12 protein-coding genes, 1 tRNA gene and 1 pseudogene are annotated in these 16,893 nt (G+C 48.2%); 9 read left to right on the top strand and 5 right to left on the bottom strand.

Annotated elements, in window-relative coordinates; genetic code table 11:
- Window positions 1-28: 28 nt before the first annotated feature.
- The 4 genes from SPB21_RS23290 (at window position 29) to SPB21_RS23275 (ending at window position 4,040) form a co-directional block, all read left to right on the top strand.
- A complete protein-coding gene (locus SPB21_RS23290) occupies window positions 29-217 on the top strand; it encodes a hypothetical protein (RefSeq protein ID WP_163665815.1) in 189 nt (62 codons plus the stop codon).
- Window positions 174-1,157 (top strand): tRNA lysidine(34) synthetase TilS, encoded by a 984-nt coding sequence (gene tilS / locus SPB21_RS23285; protein ID WP_163701860.1) that lies wholly within the window; start codon window positions 174-176, stop codon window positions 1,155-1,157. Before SPB21_RS23290 ends, tilS begins: the two co-directional genes overlap by 44 nt.
- Window positions 1,158-1,248: 91 nt before the next feature.
- Entirely contained in the window at window positions 1,249-2,043 is a 795-nt protein-coding gene (locus tag SPB21_RS23280; RefSeq protein WP_163701862.1) for a tetratricopeptide repeat protein, read from the top strand.
- Between the two features lie 797 nt (window positions 2,044-2,840).
- Window positions 2,841-4,040 carry a sensor domain-containing diguanylate cyclase gene (locus SPB21_RS23275; RefSeq protein WP_499867830.1) on the top strand — a complete coding sequence of 400 codons (1,200 nt, stop codon included), beginning with the start codon at window positions 2,841-2,843 and terminating at the stop codon, window positions 4,038-4,040.
- Between the two features lie 14 nt (window positions 4,041-4,054).
- Here SPB21_RS23275 and tpiA read toward each other — a convergent pair whose 3' ends face one another.
- Both tpiA and SPB21_RS23265 read right to left on the bottom strand, forming a co-directional pair.
- Window positions 4,055-4,780, bottom strand: a complete 726-nt coding sequence (gene tpiA, locus SPB21_RS23270; protein ID WP_163665801.1) for a triose-phosphate isomerase — start codon at window positions 4,778-4,780, stop codon at window positions 4,055-4,057.
- A 195-nt stretch (window positions 4,781-4,975) separates the two neighbouring features.
- On the bottom strand, window positions 4,976-7,135 hold the full coding sequence (locus SPB21_RS23265) for a polyribonucleotide nucleotidyltransferase (protein WP_163701866.1): 2,160 nt from the start codon (window positions 7,133-7,135) through the stop codon (window positions 4,976-4,978).
- Window positions 7,136-7,715: 580 nt separating this feature from the next.
- On the opposite strand from SPB21_RS23265, the pseudogene SPB21_RS23260 reads away from it, so the two are divergent.
- Window positions 7,716-8,294: pseudogene (locus SPB21_RS23260) on the top strand (NAD-dependent epimerase/dehydratase family protein); the annotation flags it as partial.
- A gap of 2 nt (window positions 8,295-8,296) precedes the next feature.
- Here the strand turns inward: SPB21_RS23260 and SPB21_RS23255 are convergent.
- Complete coding sequence (locus SPB21_RS23255; protein WP_163701868.1) at window positions 8,297-9,205, bottom strand: DUF4349 domain-containing protein; 909 nt, start codon at window positions 9,203-9,205, stop codon at window positions 8,297-8,299.
- Between the two features lie 298 nt (window positions 9,206-9,503).
- Between SPB21_RS23255 and SPB21_RS23250 the strand changes: the two genes are divergently transcribed.
- The gene (locus tag SPB21_RS23250; protein ID WP_163701870.1) at window positions 9,504-10,055 is read left to right on the top strand and encodes a Uma2 family endonuclease; all 552 of its coding nucleotides are present in this window, start codon (window positions 9,504-9,506) and stop codon (window positions 10,053-10,055) included.
- 320 nt (window positions 10,056-10,375) lie between these two features.
- On the opposite strand, the gene SPB21_RS23245 is transcribed toward SPB21_RS23250, so the two are convergent.
- Window positions 10,376-10,458, bottom strand: a tRNA-Leu gene (locus tag SPB21_RS23245).
- A gap of 321 nt (window positions 10,459-10,779) precedes the next feature.
- Here SPB21_RS23245 and dnaK point away from each other — a divergent pair.
- On the top strand, window positions 10,780-13,734 hold the full coding sequence (dnaK, locus tag SPB21_RS23240) for a molecular chaperone DnaK (protein WP_499867829.1): 2,955 nt from the start codon (window positions 10,780-10,782) through the stop codon (window positions 13,732-13,734).
- A gap of 19 nt (window positions 13,735-13,753) precedes the next feature.
- Window positions 13,754-14,635 (top strand): DnaJ C-terminal domain-containing protein, encoded by an 882-nt coding sequence (locus SPB21_RS23235; protein ID WP_499867828.1) that lies wholly within the window; start codon window positions 13,754-13,756, stop codon window positions 14,633-14,635.
- Between the two features lies 1 nt (window position 14,636).
- On the opposite strand, the gene SPB21_RS23230 is transcribed toward SPB21_RS23235, so the two are convergent.
- Window positions 14,637-15,221: a thioredoxin family protein gene (locus tag SPB21_RS23230; protein ID WP_499867827.1), complete on the bottom strand. Its 585-nt coding sequence runs from the start codon at window positions 15,219-15,221 to the stop codon at window positions 14,637-14,639.
- Window positions 15,222-15,684: 463 nt separating this feature from the next.
- On the opposite strand from SPB21_RS23230, the gene SPB21_RS23225 reads away from it, so the two are divergent.
- Entirely contained in the window at window positions 15,685-16,872 is a 1,188-nt protein-coding gene (locus SPB21_RS23225) for an AMIN domain-containing protein (protein ID WP_499867826.1), read from the top strand.
- Window positions 16,873-16,893 lie beyond the last annotated feature (21 nt).

Here is a 16,893-nt window from a genome sequence, read left to right as displayed (position 1 = left end):
GGCTTTTATCAAAATGAGGTTTTTAGATATGTTTAAGCCCCGCTCTACCTTGACCCTGGCTGCTACGGTTGCGTTGCTAGCAGTGATTGCCCCTGGTCACCTTGCTTCTCGTGCCAATGTCTTGGCCGCCCCTATAGAGCTGTTTGTGATTTACAATTCACCGCTGACCTGCCATGCCTTGGACTGCCATTCACGCCAAGATTCATACTTTACTTAAGACAACGTCCCTGCTTCCTAAAGACACAGCCATTTTAATGGGAGTGTCTGGAGGGCAGGATTCTTTGTGTTTGGCGAAGCTATTGTTAGACCTACAGCCAAAATGGAATTGGCAGCTGGCAGTCGTGCACTGTGATCATGGCTGGCGATCTGACTCTGCTGATAACGCTGCCCATGTGGCAAAACTTGTTCGGCAGTGGCAACTCCCTTATTTTGTGGCGACAGCCCCAGAACTACCGAAAACAGAAGCTGCTGCCCGCAGTTGGCGCTACGGCATATTTGCAGAGTTGGCTAGCACCCATAGCTATTGCCATGTGGTTACAGGACATACGGCAACTGATCGAGCTGAAACTGTGCTTTATAACCTGTTGCGGGGCAGTGGTGCTGATGGGGTGCAGGCATTGAGCTGGCAGCGGCCTCTCAGTATTACCCACCAGGATGTTTATGTAACTCGACCGTTACTACAGCTGACTCGTCAAGAGACGGGGCTGTTCTGTCGAGAACTGGCGCTACCTGTCTGGCAAGATGCTTCTAACGAGAACCTGCACTATCGTCGCAATCGCATTCGTCAAGAGCTGATGCCTTATTTGCGATCGCACTTTAATCCCAATGTCGAAACCACCCTGGCCCAAACCGCCGAAATTTTTACTGCTGAGGTGACTTATCTAGAAGCGCAATCTCAGCAACTCTACAGCGAGGTGATTAATCGGATGGACCAGAATGGCTGGCGTATGCGTCGATTACTATTGCGAGCTGCCCCTTTAGCACTACAGCGTCGAGTCGTTCGTCGGTTGTTGCAAAGGGTGTTGCCTCAGCAGCCAACCTTTGACCATATTGAAAAACTCGTAGCCTTAGCCGATGCCCCTAACCGCACCCAGACCGATCCGTTTCCAGGTGGGTTAATTGCTCGGGTTGAGCACGACTGGATCACGTTGCAATAGTGCCACCACCGGGTACCCATGAACGGTTGGATCTACCTAGCAAGTGTCGAGCAATCCACCTAAGCTATAGAGAGAAACTTCTTGGCACACTATGCGTTGGTTAATTGCAGTTGTCCTGGGGCTATGTCTCAGCTTCACTCCTCTATCGTTATTACCAGCGTTGGCAGGGCCGATAGGGGGCTCCCAGGCTGATATTAATGGTTTACGCCATCAGGCTTTTGATTTGACCCGTCAAGGTAAATTTGACCTAGCGGAAGTGGTATGGACGCAACTGGTTGAAGCATTACCTGATGAACCTGCTGTGTGGAGCAACCGTGGCAATGTGCGAGTCAGTCAAAACAAACTTCAGGATGCAATTCACGATTACGACCAGGCCATTGCCTTAGACCCATTGCAACCGGATCCGTATCTCAACCGAGGCGCGGCCTATGAAGCTGTGGGGAATTGGCAAGAAGCCATTGATGACTATAATCGGCTCCTCAAGCTCTCCCCTGACGATCCAGCGGCTTACAACAATCGTGGTAATGCTAAAGGCGCTCAGGGGGATTGGAAAGCTGCGCTTAAAGACTACGAAAAGTCGATTACGATTCAACCGAGTTTTTCGTTAGGGTATGCCAACTACGGAATTGCACTGTTTGAAGTAGGTGAACGGGCCAAGTCAGTGCAAGTACTCAAAAGCCTTGCACGTAAGTATCCCAACTATGCAGATGTGCGTGCTGCCTTGACAGCTGCATTGTGGGAAACGGGGAACTGGGGAGAAGCTGAGAGTCAGTGGGCCGCTGCAAGAGGCCTTGATCGTCGCTATGCCGATTTAAAGTGGGTCAAAAAAGTACGACGTTGGCCCCCCTCCTTAGTGGCCGGTCTAGACCATTTCTTAAAACTCTAACGATTACAGAGCGTTAGAGTGTGACACTTGTTTTTGAAACAGGTTGCGTTGCCAAGCATGGGCATGCAGCAACATTCGGGCAAAAAAATATTTTGGATGCAGTGTGCCTGGCTAATTTTACAATTCTTAGCAATGGTGATTAACTGCTTTTTTTGTCTGTTGTATCAATGGTTTTTAGTGTGTAGGTTGAGCAATCTGTAGCGGCTATCATGATTGATTTCAGTCTTTCTACGATAGAAGTTCTTTGAATAGGGCTTGATACTTATAGATGAGTTGTGTTGTAAAGTGCAGCTAGCAAGGGTAGCTGTTGAGTCAGAAAGAGCAGTCCGAAAACTGGCGATTTCCTTCTGTAGCTAGCTTTTAGCAGTTGGTTTGTGTGTTGTATTTTGACAATTTCATCATTATCCTGATGTATCTACGCCTGTAGACTATGCGCTTTTGCATGTTCTCGAAAAACCTACGCATGTGCGGTTGAGAAATGCATTTGGGGGCTGGATGGCTATGTTACCTGGTGTTTTAACCCAATGACGACATTGCACGTCTTCTGGATGAAGTGCTCACCAAAGCGAGTGGCACATTAAGCCTAGTAAGCATTGACGGGTGTTGTCACTGATTGCACTTCCTTTATTCCTGGGCATCCTATGTACCACAGGTCTTTCAGTAAAAAATCATCTCAGCTACAGACACTGCTACCTGTGAAGTCTTCAGTGTGTGATGAGCCGGGATGGTGTTCATCTTGGCATACAGTTTCTGCCTCTATTGGGCAATTTCATCAATCCCTCGAACCTTCCTCAAGGATGGCTTGCTTCTCTGATCCTGAAGATGCTGTAGATCATGCTCAGCAGCTTCAACGGCAGATACAACAACAGATTGACTTACGGGAAACCATTCGGCAGATCCGACAAGTTTTATCAATCAATGATATCTATAAGACTGTTGTACAGTCACTGATGGACTTTTTTCAGGCAGACAGCATATTTCTTCTTGAAAATGCTCCAGGCTGTTGGCAGTCTGTAGAGTCATCACTCTGTTCAACGAGTAATGCCCATCAAACGAATGCTTTGAATGATTATCTCGGGTTAGAGAGTGTGATTGCAAAGCTAGAGCAGCCGTTTCCCATCATGGTTAATGACCAATCTGTTCTCCAGTTGCCAGTACATCAGCAGTGGCTTAGTCAATTCCCTGGGTCTTGGCTATTAGGGCCAATACACTTGCCTCATAAGCGGCAGACACAAACACTGGATAAACCTTGGGGCATAGTTGCGATTGGTCGCAAAGATCAGGCGAATATTTGGACGAAGGATGAGTTAGAACACGCAAAAGTCCTAGTGGATGAGATTGCGATCGCACTGCATCACAGCCTTTCGTACGAACAGCTAAGGCGAGAAAACCAAGATTTACAATCCCTGGCATTAACCGATAGCCTTACAGGGCTGGCTAATCGGCGACGATTTGATCGCTATTTTGATGCCGAATGGCAGCGGCTAGCACGGGATCAAAAGCCGCTCACCCTGATTTTGTGTGATATCGACTATTTCAAGCGGTACAACGATTACTATGGCCACCCGACGGGAGATATTTGCTTAGCTAAAGTTAGTGATATTCTGACTCGTTGTATCCGTCGCCCTGCAGATTTGGTGGCTCGTTATGGGGGGGAAGAATTTGCCGTGATTTTGCCCAACACTGACACGGGTGGTGGCCATAGCGTTGCCCTTGCCATAAAGGGTCTGCTTGCTAAAGCAGCGATTCCCCACGCAACGTCTGGCATTGCTGAGGACGTGACGTTAACTATGGGAATTGCCACCGTTATCCCTGGACGTCACCTCGCGTCCCAAGACCTGCTCCAGGCTGCTGATTTAGCGCTCTATCATGCTAAGCAACAGGGTCGCGATCGCATCTACGTCCATGCCCATTACTGCATGCATGAAGATGATTATCCTATCAGCAATAATAAATTAGAGCCCGTTACCCATGATTTAAGCTCACCAGATAGATAGCTGCGGTATGTGCGTTATTGATAATTGATAATGCGTGCAAAATTCTGAGGGTCTAGACTTGCTCCACCCACTAAGGCACCATCAATGTCAGGTTGGGCCATAATTTCATCCACATTTCCTGGTTTGACCGAGCCACCATACTGGATGGGCACGTCTTTATTTGCCAGTTGGGAGCGAATGAGCCAGCACACACGGTTAGCCTCCTCTGAGGCACAGGTATCTCCAGTTCCAATGGCCCAAATTGGCTCATAGGCAATAATCAATTTGCTTTGATCAACCCCCATCAACCCCTTTTCGATTTGGTTAACCACGTGGGTTTCTGTGTCACCTGCGTCGCGTTGCTGTTTGGTTTCACCAACACAGAGAATGGGGGTAAGTCCAGCAGCTTGAGCCGCTTTCAACCGTAAATTAACCGTTTCATCGGTGTCCCCAAAATACTCACGGCGCTCACTATGACCAACAACGACATAGCGCACACCGATTTCCGTCAGCATTTCCCCAGAAATTTCTCCGGTATAGGCACCAGAAGATTCCCAGTGGATATTCTGAGCCCCTATCATCACCCGTGAACCATGGAGTGTTTTCGAAAGTGTGGTCAGGGCCGTGAAAGGAGCACATAGAATAACTTCTCGCTCCTCAGGGGTGGCCTCTAGCTGAGGCAAAAAACCATTCAAAAACGCCAGACTATCTGCCTGGGTTTTATGCATCTTCCAATTACCAGCGATAACAATTCTTCGCACGGGTGTTTAATTTTGCTCTCAATATTGCATCCAGCATCCTACCGAGAAACCTGAACCCAGTGCAAATCAGGTCAATAGATTGCAAAAAAGATAGGGGACATCATCGATAAAAACATATGAGGCCTGGCAGATGCTTGCCAGGCCTCACGTGCATCAACTATTAGTCCATACGATGTTAGTCCATACGAAAGGGGGTTATTCCGGTGCTAAGCCAGCTGTTTCACGCGCTTTTGCCGCTTCATCTGGATGGATATTAAGACGTGTGAGATTGACACGGCCACGGCCATCAATTTCCCGAATTTTGATTAGCACTTCCTCACCGACGGTTACCTCATCTTCGACCTTATTGACACGGTAGTCTGCCAATTGGGAGATGTGGATCATGCCCTCCTTGCCAGGTCGATATTCGACGAACGCGCCGATGGGAATGATGCGAGTGACCTTACCCACATATACATCGCCAGCCGAAGGCTTGAAGGTGATGCCTTCGATAATGGCCTGAGCCCGCTCTGCAGCTGCTCCATCCACTGAGGACACGGTAATGGTGCCATCATCTGCAATATCAACCTTGGCTCCGGTTTCATCGGTAATGCTCTTGATTTGCTTACCGCCAGGGCCAATGACCATGCCGATCATTTCGGGGTTAATCTTGAAGCTTAGAAGTCTAGGCGCATAGGGTGATAGCTCAGTGCGTGGGGCATTGATCGCCTCCAGCATCTTGGAGAGGATATGTAATCTAGCAGGCTTAGCCTGGTTGATTGCATCTGCAATGGTCTCTACGGATAGACCCGTAATCTTCATATCCATCTGCAATGCTGTAATGCCACTGTCAGTACCGGCAACCTTAAAGTCCATATCGCCGAGAAAATCTTCGATACCCTGAATATCGGTCAAAATGCGGATTTCATCGCCTTCTTTAATTAGACCCATTGCAGCACCGCTTACCGGCTTTGATAGCGGCACCCCAGCATCCATTAAGGATAGGGTGGAACCACATACCGAGCCCATGGAGGTTGAGCCGTTGGAGGACAAAACCTCAGACACAACCCGAATCACATAGGGGAAGTCGCCCATGGATGGTAGGACAGGCAGCAATGCGCGTTCGGCTAGTGCTCCGTGACCAACTTCTCGACGTCCTGGTGAACGCATGGGGCGAGTTTCACCAACGGAGTAAGGAGGGAAGTTGTAATGGTGCAGATAGCGTTTCTCTTCATCGGGATGCAGGTCATCCGTCATCTGGGCATCCCCTGGAGTGCCCAGAGTAACTACAGACATGACCTGGGTAAGGCCCCGTTTGAATAGTCCTGTACCGTGAACCCGACTGGGTAACACCTTTGTGCGGCAGCTAATGGGTCTCACTTCATCGAGTTTACGACCATCGACCCTAACCCTCTCTTCAAGGATTTGAGCGCGCATCAACTTTTTGGTTAAGCCTTTATAGGCATTGCCAAACGCTTTGCCATCTTCTGTGACAGCTACTTTAATGGGATCCTCGTCATCCAGCTCATCCAGCTGTTCGCTGATGTGAGCTTTTAGTGCATCCAGTTTTTCATCCCTTTCTGGCTTGGCAAGCTCAAATTCTTTCAGGATATCTTTGATGCCATCGGTTGCTTTCTCTGACAAAAAGTTTGTCAGAGTTGAATCTGTTTCTGGGCTAGGCAGAGTCACTTGCTCAACACCTAACTCCGCCAAGATGTCTTTCTGAGCCTGGATGATGTCACGAACAACCTCATAACCGAAGTCAATCGCTTCAATAACATCTTGCTCAGGCAGCTGGTTGGCTCCAGCTTCAACCATGATCACACCGTCAGGTGAACCGGCAACGACCAAGTCCAAATCGCCGTTTTCAATTTCCTTATAGGTAGGATTGATAATGAAATCATCACCAATTAGACCTACCCGTACCGCTGCCATAGGGCCATGGAACGGAATTTGGGCTAGTAGAGTTGCGATAGATGCGCCTGTGGCTGCCAGAACATCAGGTGGAACATCATGATCCATCGAGACAGTGGTGGCAACGATTTGAATGTCATTCCGTAGCCATGATGGGAATAGGGGCCGCATGGGCCGGTCGATAAGACGACTGGTCAGAGTTGCTCTTTCTGGTGGACGTCCTTCTCGACGTAAAAAGCCACCTGGGATCCGCCCTGCTGCGTAGAGGCGTTCTTCGTAGTCAACTAGCAAGGGTAAAAAATCGATGCCATCCCTTGGGCTAGCGGACTGGGTTGCGGTTACTAATACAGCAGTTTCTCCAGACTCAATCAGTACTGAACCGCCTGCTTGGGGGGCAAAAAGACCCACCTTAAGTCGAATATCCCGTCCATCAAAAGATATTGACTTGTCAATTTCTTGCATTTACAACTACGTCCTTCTTACTTCTTTCACATTTGTTCTCTGGCAATCCTAGCACTGATGTAGAACAGTTGTTTCCTCTTCAAAATTAAAGATATGGCTGCTGCCAGCACATACTTTTAAATAAGATTGAATTCGTTTGAATACTTGTTCCCTAAGAGGCCTCACCTTTATGGGAGACCCTTCTCTAAAAAATATTTCAAGCTATATGCCCAGTTGAAAATATGTGGTGAATAAGGACAAAGTTAAGGCCAAACTAATCAGAAATAGTTTGTTTTGCTCAAGTATTTTTCAAAAACGAACTCTAAACCTTTGGCACGGTTTTTGAAGTGATCATAAATTTTGTCTCGGAAGTTGAGAGGCTGCCTCATGCGTTTTTTCTAATCTTGTTTAGCATCACTGGGTGAAGCCTAGATTTGTTTCAGCTTTTGGTGTTGCCGAGGGCAGGATACTTTATAGTAAGCGCGATTAATGGAATTTATTGCATTATGACTGTATTGGTGACAGGGGTAGCTGGTTTTATTGGCTATTTTCTAGCGTAGCTGCTGTTAGCTGAGGGCGAAACTGTTTATGGCATTGATAACCTCTTACCACAGAGGATAATGTGGACCATCCGGTATCGCTTTATGCTGCAACTAAGAAGGCAAATGAGTTGATGGCTCATTCCTACAGTCATTTGTATAATCTGCCGACGACAGGGCTGCGCTTTTTTACGGTCTATGGTCCATGGGGACGGCCAGATATGGCTTATTTTAAGTTTGTAGATGCGATCGCAAACGACCGTCCCATTCAAGTTTACAACCACGGCAAAATGCAACGGGACTTCACCTACATTGATGATGTTGTCGAAGGTGTAGTACGGGTGCTACGGCACTTGCCTCAACCGATCACAGATGATGCCTTTAATACGGCTGCTCCCTACAAGCTCTACAATATCGGTAATCATAGCCCAGTAGAGCTAATGCGCTTTATCGAGATTATTGAGCAAGTGTTAGGAAAAACGGCTGTCAAGGAAATGATGTCCATGCAACCAGGCGATGTGCCAGTAACCTATGCGGATGTTGTTGATTTGACCGCGGATGTAGGGTTTGCTCCAAGCACTCCTTTAGAGGAGGGCATTGCGAAAATTGTTGCCTGGTACCAAGACTATTATGGACGTTAGCCCTAGCTAGGCCGACGGCGAATGGTGCGATAACCCAGCACGCTAGCAATCACCACTATTAATAGATAGGGACTATAGGCCACTAACCATAACCCTAGCTGCATAAGCCCTACCGTCAGGTTGCCGACTGACTGGGTAGCATCTCGCCATGTGGTACTAATCGTTTCGCCGAGGGGACGCCCAATGGGTTGTGGTGCAACAGCTGCTGCCAATGACAAATCAACTGTGGAGTAACGTACCTGGGTCTGTAAATTTTGCACACGGGCATCAATTTGCTCAATTTGCTCCCGTACACGACTTAGTTCGCGAGACACCTCTAACACATGGGAGATTTCACCGGAGCGTTCCATGATTTTGAGCAAAGATTCCTCTGATTTTCGGAGATTACGTAGCCGAGCCTGAGCATCAATAATTTGTGTGGACACATCTTCAGCACTTAAGCCCTGCTGTTGAATAGTGCCAAGGTTACTCAATGCTTCTAAGAGAGGATCTAAATTCGCTTGGGGCACTCGAATGCGTAAGTAGGCCGTGCGTTGACTTGCCTCTATTTGATTGTCTTGGAGGTCTAGAATATCGCCCTGGTGAGTGCGAATAATTTGTGAGGCGCTCTTTAAGCCATCATCGACCGAATCGACGATTAAGTTAAGCTGGGCGCGTTTAATCAGCTGAGGTTGGCCAGAGGTTACAGCGGCATCATTGGGGGGCTCGACAGGTCTGCTTGCATCGGCTTCCATTGCTTCTTGAGCTGTCAAGATGTTGGCTGATTCAGCAACTGCTGCTGTTTCGGCTGGAGCCTGGGCTTTGGAGCGAAACTCATCACCACTGATACTCATTTCAGTGGCCGCCCCACAGCTCACTAAGCTAGCGACTGCCACAAGGATTGCTAGGCCTGCTCTCATTGACTTTGCCATGGGTTTTCTTACGTCTCATACGAGTTGCTTGTCCTCAGTATGAAAGGGAATTCTGGCTAAATTCGCCAGGTTACCAATTTTGCAACAACGCCACACCGCATATCTCTTTGGCTGTGAGCCTCACCTCAAATTTTCAGTACTGAAAATTTATGACTGCAAAAACCGTACTCCAGAGTACTTCGAAGATGGAACGATTGTAGCTAGTGCTGTAACTAGAAAAATAAAAGTCTGAACGTAAATTTGCCATACTAAAACTACTGATACATCAGCTGTTGTCCCAGCATGAGGCCAGGTCCCTATGACCGTCACCACCTACAAATGGACCATAGACCGCTACCACCAGGCCATCCAAGCTGGCGTATTCGACGACCAGCCCGTCGAACTACTACGCGGAGAAATCATCGTCATGCCACCGGAGGGTGAACCCCACGCTTACTACAACCGTGAAGCAGGCGATTACCTGCGCAGCCTGCTCGGCAGCCGGGCTAAAGTCAGCGAAGCCCATCCCATCACCCTCAGCGACGACTCAGAACCCATCCCCGATCTGGCCATCATCAAACCCCTGGGCACTGTCTATCTAAAGCATCACCCCTACCCCAGCGATATCCACTGGCTGATCGAATTTTCCAACGCTACCCTCACCAAGGACCTGACCACCAAAAAAAACACCTATGCTGTATCCGGGATTCAAGAATATTGGGTCGTCAATTTAACGGATAAACAGCTCCATGTCTTCAAAAATCTACAGAATGGGCAATATACCTCGGAAGATGTCCTGAAAACTGGCATCGTATCGCCTATGGCCTTTCAGAATATAAAAATCCAGGTGTCTCGTCTGATGACTCCATAGCTAACGATCCAACCAAAAATTAGGCCATACTCTGAAGTCAGGAGCAAGTTGAAATACAAAACCTATATTTGGAAGGGATTACAGGCTAATTAGTTTATTTTGACTAACTGCGTTTCGCCACTCACCCATCAAGCAAATCAGCCTTAATGCATACGTATTTATAAAGTCGCAAAGCCTGTATGAGCGGTGAAAGTAGTGTCAGTCCAAAAATTCTATCGTGGATTCATCAGTTGCCGATTTTGCAACCATCCGCTAGCATCCCAGTTTCTCTGAGTATTCATACAATAAGCCTCGGTTTCTCACAGAAACCGAGGCTCTAATGCGGATGAAAGGACTTGAACCTTCACGTCACGAAGACACTAGAACCTAAACCTAGCGCGTCTACCAATTCCGCCACATCCGCTTGCGAACTCCATACTATCAGAGAATTTGAACAAGTTAGTAGCTAGTTTTCTAGAATAGATATTTTTCCCTCCATCAAATCATGACTCCTCAAAATAATCACACTAGTTTAGTGCGTGTCGGATTATCAAAAGAATTCGAACAAGTGATAGTCGGTTCTCTGGAATGGACAATGTTGTCCTAGCCGGACCATTATAGGGATGTGTACATGTGGTTAAGCCGCAGCACAATAGTGGCTTAGACTACTAAGTGACTACTATATATATGATTAATTGTGTAGACGACTGTTGTCGTTACACGCGCAGTGGGAGAAACCTAGCGGATGGGAAAGGTCGTCGGTATTGACCTCGGTACTACCAACTCAGTTGTCTCAGTCATCGAAGGTGGCAAACCGGTGGTCATCGCCAATACGGAGGGGATGCGTACGACCCCTTCGGTGGTTGCATTTAGCAAAGAGGGTGAGCGTTTGGTGGGGCAAATGGCCCGGCGTCAAACGGTACTCAATCCTCAGAACACCTTCTACAACGTTAAGCGCTATTTGGGGCGTAAGTATACAGAGTTAACCTCTGAGTCAAAACGTGTTCCCTACACCGTGCGTAAAGATGATGCTGGCAATGTTAAAATTCGCTGCCCGCGTCTAGATAAGGATTTTGCCCCTGAAGAAATATCATCCATGGTGCTGCGTAAGCTAGCTGAAGAGGCTAGCCGTTACATGGGGCAGCCGGTGACTGGCGCAGTTATTACGGTGCCTGCTTACTTTAATGATGCGCAACGTCAGGCTACCCGCGATGCAGGCCGCATTGCAGGTCTAGAGGTAAAACGGATCATCAATGAGCCCACAGCAGCAGCATTAGCCTACGGACTGGATCAGCAATTTAATCAGACTATTCTGGTCTTTGATCTGGGGGGTGGCACGTTTGATGTGTCCATCTTGGATGTTCGTAATAACGTCTTTGAGGTGAGAGCTACCAGCGGCGATACTCAGCTCGGTGGTGTCAACTTTGACAAGAAAATTGTTGACTGGTTAGCAGACGAGTTTTTAGAAACTGAAGGTGTTGACCTACGACGAGATCGCCAGGCATTGCAGCGTCTGACTGAAGCCGCTGAGAAGGCCAAAATTGAGCTATCGGGGCTGCCCACAGTTGAAATCAATTTGCCTTTCATTACGGCTACTGCTGATGGGCCAAAGCACATTGAGAAAAAGCTGTCGCGATCGCACTTCGAATCCCTGTGTGCTGATTTAGTGGGTCGCCTCCGTGCTCCTCTACAACAGGCGATGAATGATGCGCATCTGTCTCCCTCACAAATCGATGAAGTGGTTCTTGTGGGCGGTTCTAGCCGTATGCCCATGGTTCAGCAGCTAGTGCGCTCTATTTTGAGTAAAGAACCTAACCAAAATGTAAACCCTGACGAAGCCGTTGCCGTTGGTGCGGCTATTCAGGCCGGTATCCTCACCGAAGAAGTGAAGGACATCATGTTGCTGGATGTCACGCCGCTGTCTCTAGGGTTAGAGACTATTGGTGGTGTGATGAAAAAGGTGATTCCGCGTAACACTACGATCCCTGTCCGACGCTCCGATATTTTCTCCACGTCTGAAAATAATCAGACCGTTGTGGAAGTGCATGTGATCCAGGGTGAGCGGGAAATGGGGATAGATAATAAATCCCTGGGGCGGTTCAAGCTTATGGGAATCCCCCCAGCACCAAGGGGAATTCCACAGATTCAGGTGTCCTTTGATATTGATGCCAACGGTATTTTGCAGGTATCGGCCATGGATAAAACCACGGGCCGTGAGCAAAGTATTACCGTGCAAGAAGCGTCCAATCTTTCTGACGATGATGTGCAGCGCATGCTGCGGGAAGCGGAAGAATTTGCTGACGTTGACCGGGGCCAGCGAGAACGCATTGAGAAGCGTAATCGAGCTGAGACGCTAACGTTCCAAGCGGAGCGAGCGATGCGCAGTGTTTCCATTGATTTTGGATTACAGTTTGCTCGCGATCGCAAACGCCGCATTGATAACCTGATTCAAGACCTGCGTGATGCCCTCAAACGAGAGGATGAGCGCATGATAGACATGATTCAATCTGAGTTACAGGATGAACTGTACGAGTTGAATCGCGAGGCCTATCTGTACGATGCCGATAATGACGACGGCAATATCTTTAACCAGATTGGCGACACCATTAAAAAAGCCTTTGAGGATGACGACGATTACTATCGTCGTGACTATGACTGGAATGGTCAAGGCCAGTGGGATACCCCCAGCTGGACTGCTGGTCGTCGTGATAATCGCAGTGGTTGGGACGATTGGGATGATAGCTGGAATCAGCCAGCATCACGTCCAGGTAGCGCACGTCAATCCTATGATGCTGCCCCTCCTCGTAGTTACGATAATCGCAGTGGTTACGACAATCGGGATTACGATAACCAGGGGCGTCGGGCAGACAGTTACGATCAAGCATCCTACGGGCAAGGGGCTTATGATCAAGGAGCTTATGGTCAAGAATCCTATGGTCAAGATGCTTATGGGCCTGATGCGTATCGTCAAGAGCGCTTTAATCAAGACAGGTCTAACCAGGGGCGTTATGATCAGCGTCGTTATGACCAAAATACCCAGGGTGGCTATGGGGGCAATTCCTATGAGTCTCAGCCGCAAGATCGCTATGAGCAGCGTTCTTCTCAAGATCGATATGTTCAAGGCGGCTATGGCCAAGAGACCTATGGCCAAGAGACTTATGGCCAAGGATATGACCAAGGAAGTCATGGTCAACGTAACCAAGACCGGTATGAGCGTAGTCCCGACCGTAATCGCGAGGAGAATTTTGATCGCAGCAATGCCTACAGAGATGTAAGGGATAACTACGACCAACAGGGCTATAACCAAGATCGCTACGGTCAGCGTGACGTGGGTGATGGTCAAGATGCTGGAGCCGCTCGCCGCTCGGCTTATGGCCAAGATAATAATGCAGAGCAAGATCGCTATAGACCAAGCTCCACGGATAGAAATTCGGTGAGACCGCAGACTGGTTCTGGTCGCTATGCGCCCTCTAATGCTGGATATCCATCTCAGCCAGCCGATGGCTATGCCAATGGAGGTAAATCTACAGCTAGCAGCTGGAATTCTAATGCGTCTTTGGATGAAGATCCTTGGGCTGATAAGGCTGGTGAACCAGCCAGTAAGCCCGCCAAAGGTTACTCTGATCATTCTGGTCGGCCCAGCAGCAGCTCACAAAGCTATAACGAGGATGAATGGGGCGACCAGGACGAACTCTGGTAAGCCGGTCGGGACCCTCACTATGCAAAATTTTCGAGACTACTATGAGATTCTCGGCATCGTTGAGAGTGCTGATTCATCAACGATCAAACAGGCCTATCGTCGTCTTGCACGCCAGTTTCATCCCGATCTAAACCCTGGAGATCAAGAGGCTGAAGAGCGTTTTAAATCCCTGGGTGAAGCCTATGAGATACTTTCCGATGCTGATCGGAAGGCTCAGTACGATGACTACCGACGGTATTGGCTACAGCAAAAGTCTGAGGCCGACTATCGGGATTTAGAAGACTTTAACCGGTTTGTTGATCAGCTGCTTAATCGCCAAGCGATTCCCAAATCGCCAGTTCAACCTAAGAAAAAACAAACGCAAGCAAAGGCAACGGGTGATCCTCGACGGCGGGATGCAGAAGCATCTCTTCAGGTTCCCTTAGAACGAGCGTTTCAAGGAGGAGCTGAACGGGTACGCCTCGAAGATGGACGTGCTTTAGAAGTGGATATGCCACCTGGCATGCTCACGGGGCAACGTATTCGTCTACGGGGTCAGGGTATTAATGGTGGTGATCTTTACCTAAATATAGTTGTGGAGCCCCATCCCTTTTTAAGGGTGCAAGGACGAGATGTCGTCTGTCATTTACCGATTACACCCAGTGAAGCAGTTTTGGGTGGACAAATTACTGTGCCCACCCTTGATGGGCCTGTCCAAATGACCATTCCGGCAGGTATTCAATCGGGGCGAAAGCTACGGTTGGCTGGTAAGGGGTATGGTCGCATAACTGAAGAACGCGGCGATCAAATTGTGGAGATCGAAGTGGCAGTCCCCAAGCTTCTCAGTGACCAAGAAGCCGAGCTCTATGAAAAGCTACGAACAATTGAAGCGTTTAATCCTAGGGCTCACTTAACGTACTAAATTAAGCCCCAAAATAGGCAGGAGCCTGACCTGGAGTCCATTTGATATTGCACCCAACGCTGGGTATCTGGTCGTCAGATAAGCTCTGTCCGGTCAGGAGCGTATCAATTGCCTGGCGTAGGTCTTTGCCTGTGACTGGTTTGCCATTACTAGGGCGGCTATCATCTAGCTGTCCTCTATAGGCCAACTTCAGCGCGCCATCAAATAAGAAGAAATCGGGGGTGCAGGCAGCGGTATAGGACTTGGCTACGCCTTGAGTTTCGTCATAACAATAGGGAAAGTTGAACCCCTGGGTTGTTGCTTGAGTTTTCATATGCTCGGGAGCATCTTGGGGGTGCGTCTGAATGCTATTGGCACTAATGGCGATAATGCTTAAGTCTTGCTCGGCATAGTCATGCCCAATTTGGGCTAGTTCTTGTTCCACATGTTTGACAAATGGGCAATGGACGCAAATAAACATGACTAACAGCGCTTTGCTGCCTGAAAAATTCTCTAGGGTGACACTGTCACCCGACACAACATCGATTAATGAAAATTCTGGAGCTTGGGTTCCCAATGCCAACATTGTGGACTCAACCATCACCATGGCAGATACCTCGAAGTACGTCCTTTATTGCTGATTCAATCAAGTTTGTGAGCGATTTAGTGGATCTAATCGCCAGCTAAAACCCAGCTCATTAGCCACCAAATGCCATGGCTGACATAACAACCGCAGATAGCAGAAGACCAGGGCTTAATAGCAAAATTAGCGTTAACAGCTCATGCATTTCCATAGACTTAGATGTTTCCTTTCAAAAGACTGCGGATATTTAATCGGGTGTTGCTGACCTCGTGATGATTCCATCTGTCAAATTGAGGCTGTTGGCAAGCTATACAGATGGATTTATCGTCTCAATCAGCAACGGTTTAATGGTTTCTGACTGCACTTATCATGGCCGATAAATCTATGAGGCGTGGGGAATTTTTATCAAAAATATGGGTCGTATTTGACAAAGTACCGTATCCTTTTACTTTTAATTGTGTCTGTTGGCGTTCTGTGGGGTAGTTTTATGGCATTCAAGCACTGTTTGCATCAGTCGTTAGGAGGTAGCCTGATTGCTCTTGCTTTATCAATGGCACCAGCATTCGCAGAAAATCTACAGAATTGGTCGTTTGATACGAGTAGCAATGAACTAACATTTTCCTTGTCTGACGAGGTTTTTCCAGAGTTTTTTCTACTTTCAGAACCCCCACGCTTAGTCCTCGATATCCCCAACACAGACATTGGCGATATTGACCCAGAGCAGATTTATGATGGAGCTGTCAAAAATATTCGGGTAGCCCAGTACACCCCAGAGAATGTCAGGGTTGTCATTGAATTATCTCCGGAAATAGTTCTATCCCCTGAGCAGGCTGACATTCAATTTGATGATAGTGATGATGGTCAACGACATTGGCGTTTTCGCCCGTTAATTGCTGAAAACAATACAGTTGCCCAGAGTACTTCCCTAACCCCAGCCCAGAACTCTGACGATCATAATGTCAGTCTTGCCGCAGCGAATCTACGCATTCCTCAAAGCTCGACAACCACAACAGCACTGCCCATTGATCCCTATGATTCTGAGGCTTCTAGCGGTGTAGTGAGTGTTCCACCCTTAGAAGAGAATGATGGGGTCAGTGTTCCACCTCTAGCAGACGTTAACGTTCTATCCATAGAAGATAATAATGCTTCTGACGATGCTGCTCCAGTGGCTGTCGTTGATGCAGAGGTGCCAGAATTGCCACCTATGAAGGTTCCAGAGCTTGAAGATACTAGTACAGAAGATGTCTTGACGCCAACAGTAGTTTTAGAAGCGGAATCACGGCAATCGACGCTACCAGATCTCGCTGCCAGTAGGAGTGAGCAACCTGTCGCTGCCGCTGAGCCGATTAGTTCGGAGGTAACGCAGAACGCAGATGTGGCTGTCGCTGGTGATGAGACTGTAGCAGCGGAAGAGCCGACTCCTGCTGTCAAGATGCCAGGGGAGTCATCTGCCGCTGTGCCAGACGTCGAGATGCCTGCTCCTGCAAGGCCGGCGTCAACTGCACTGGCTCCGGTTGAATTATCGTCTTTATCTGAAGAAGACCAGACAGTTGTGGAAGATCGTGACCCACCTGATTTTCAGACTATTCAACAACCTGCCGCTGAGCGCACGATTGTGCAAACGGACTTACCTGTGCCGCTACAGTTTGGGCAACCCTTACCTGAAGGGATCTAGGCTAAAAGATCTGAAATGCAC

Source organism: Leptothoe sp. ISB3NOV94-8A (assembly GCF_043421595.1).
Lineage (GTDB): Bacteria > Cyanobacteriota > Cyanobacteriia > Phormidesmidales > Phormidesmidaceae > Leptothoe > Leptothoe turfae.
This window is presented reverse-complemented; position numbering and strand designations above follow the sequence as displayed.

Coding starts and splice junctions, on each gene's coding strand:
- SPB21_RS23290 (WP_163665815.1), top strand. CDS start 29: ATGTTTAAGCCCCGCTCTACCTTGACCCTGGCTGCTACGGTTGCGTTG.
- tilS (WP_163701860.1), top strand. CDS start 174: ATGCCTTGGACTGCCATTCACGCCAAGATTCATACTTTACTTAAGACA.
- SPB21_RS23280 (WP_163701862.1), top strand. CDS start 1,249: ATGCGTTGGTTAATTGCAGTTGTCCTGGGGCTATGTCTCAGCTTCACT.
- SPB21_RS23275 (WP_499867830.1), top strand. CDS start 2,841: ATGGCTTGCTTCTCTGATCCTGAAGATGCTGTAGATCATGCTCAGCAG.
- SPB21_RS23265 (WP_163701866.1), bottom strand. CDS start 7,135: ATGCAAGAAATTGACAAGTCAATATCTTTTGATGGACGGGATATTCGA.
- SPB21_RS23255 (WP_163701868.1), bottom strand. CDS start 9,205: ATGGCAAAGTCAATGAGAGCAGGCCTAGCAATCCTTGTGGCAGTCGCT.
- SPB21_RS23250 (WP_163701870.1), top strand. CDS start 9,504: ATGACCGTCACCACCTACAAATGGACCATAGACCGCTACCACCAGGCC.
- dnaK (WP_499867829.1), top strand. CDS start 10,780: ATGGGAAAGGTCGTCGGTATTGACCTCGGTACTACCAACTCAGTTGTC.
- SPB21_RS23235 (WP_499867828.1), top strand. CDS start 13,754: ATGCAAAATTTTCGAGACTACTATGAGATTCTCGGCATCGTTGAGAGT.
- SPB21_RS23230 (WP_499867827.1), bottom strand. CDS start 15,221: ATGGTGATGGTTGAGTCCACAATGTTGGCATTGGGAACCCAAGCTCCA.
- SPB21_RS23225 (WP_499867826.1), top strand. CDS start 15,685: ATGGCATTCAAGCACTGTTTGCATCAGTCGTTAGGAGGTAGCCTGATT.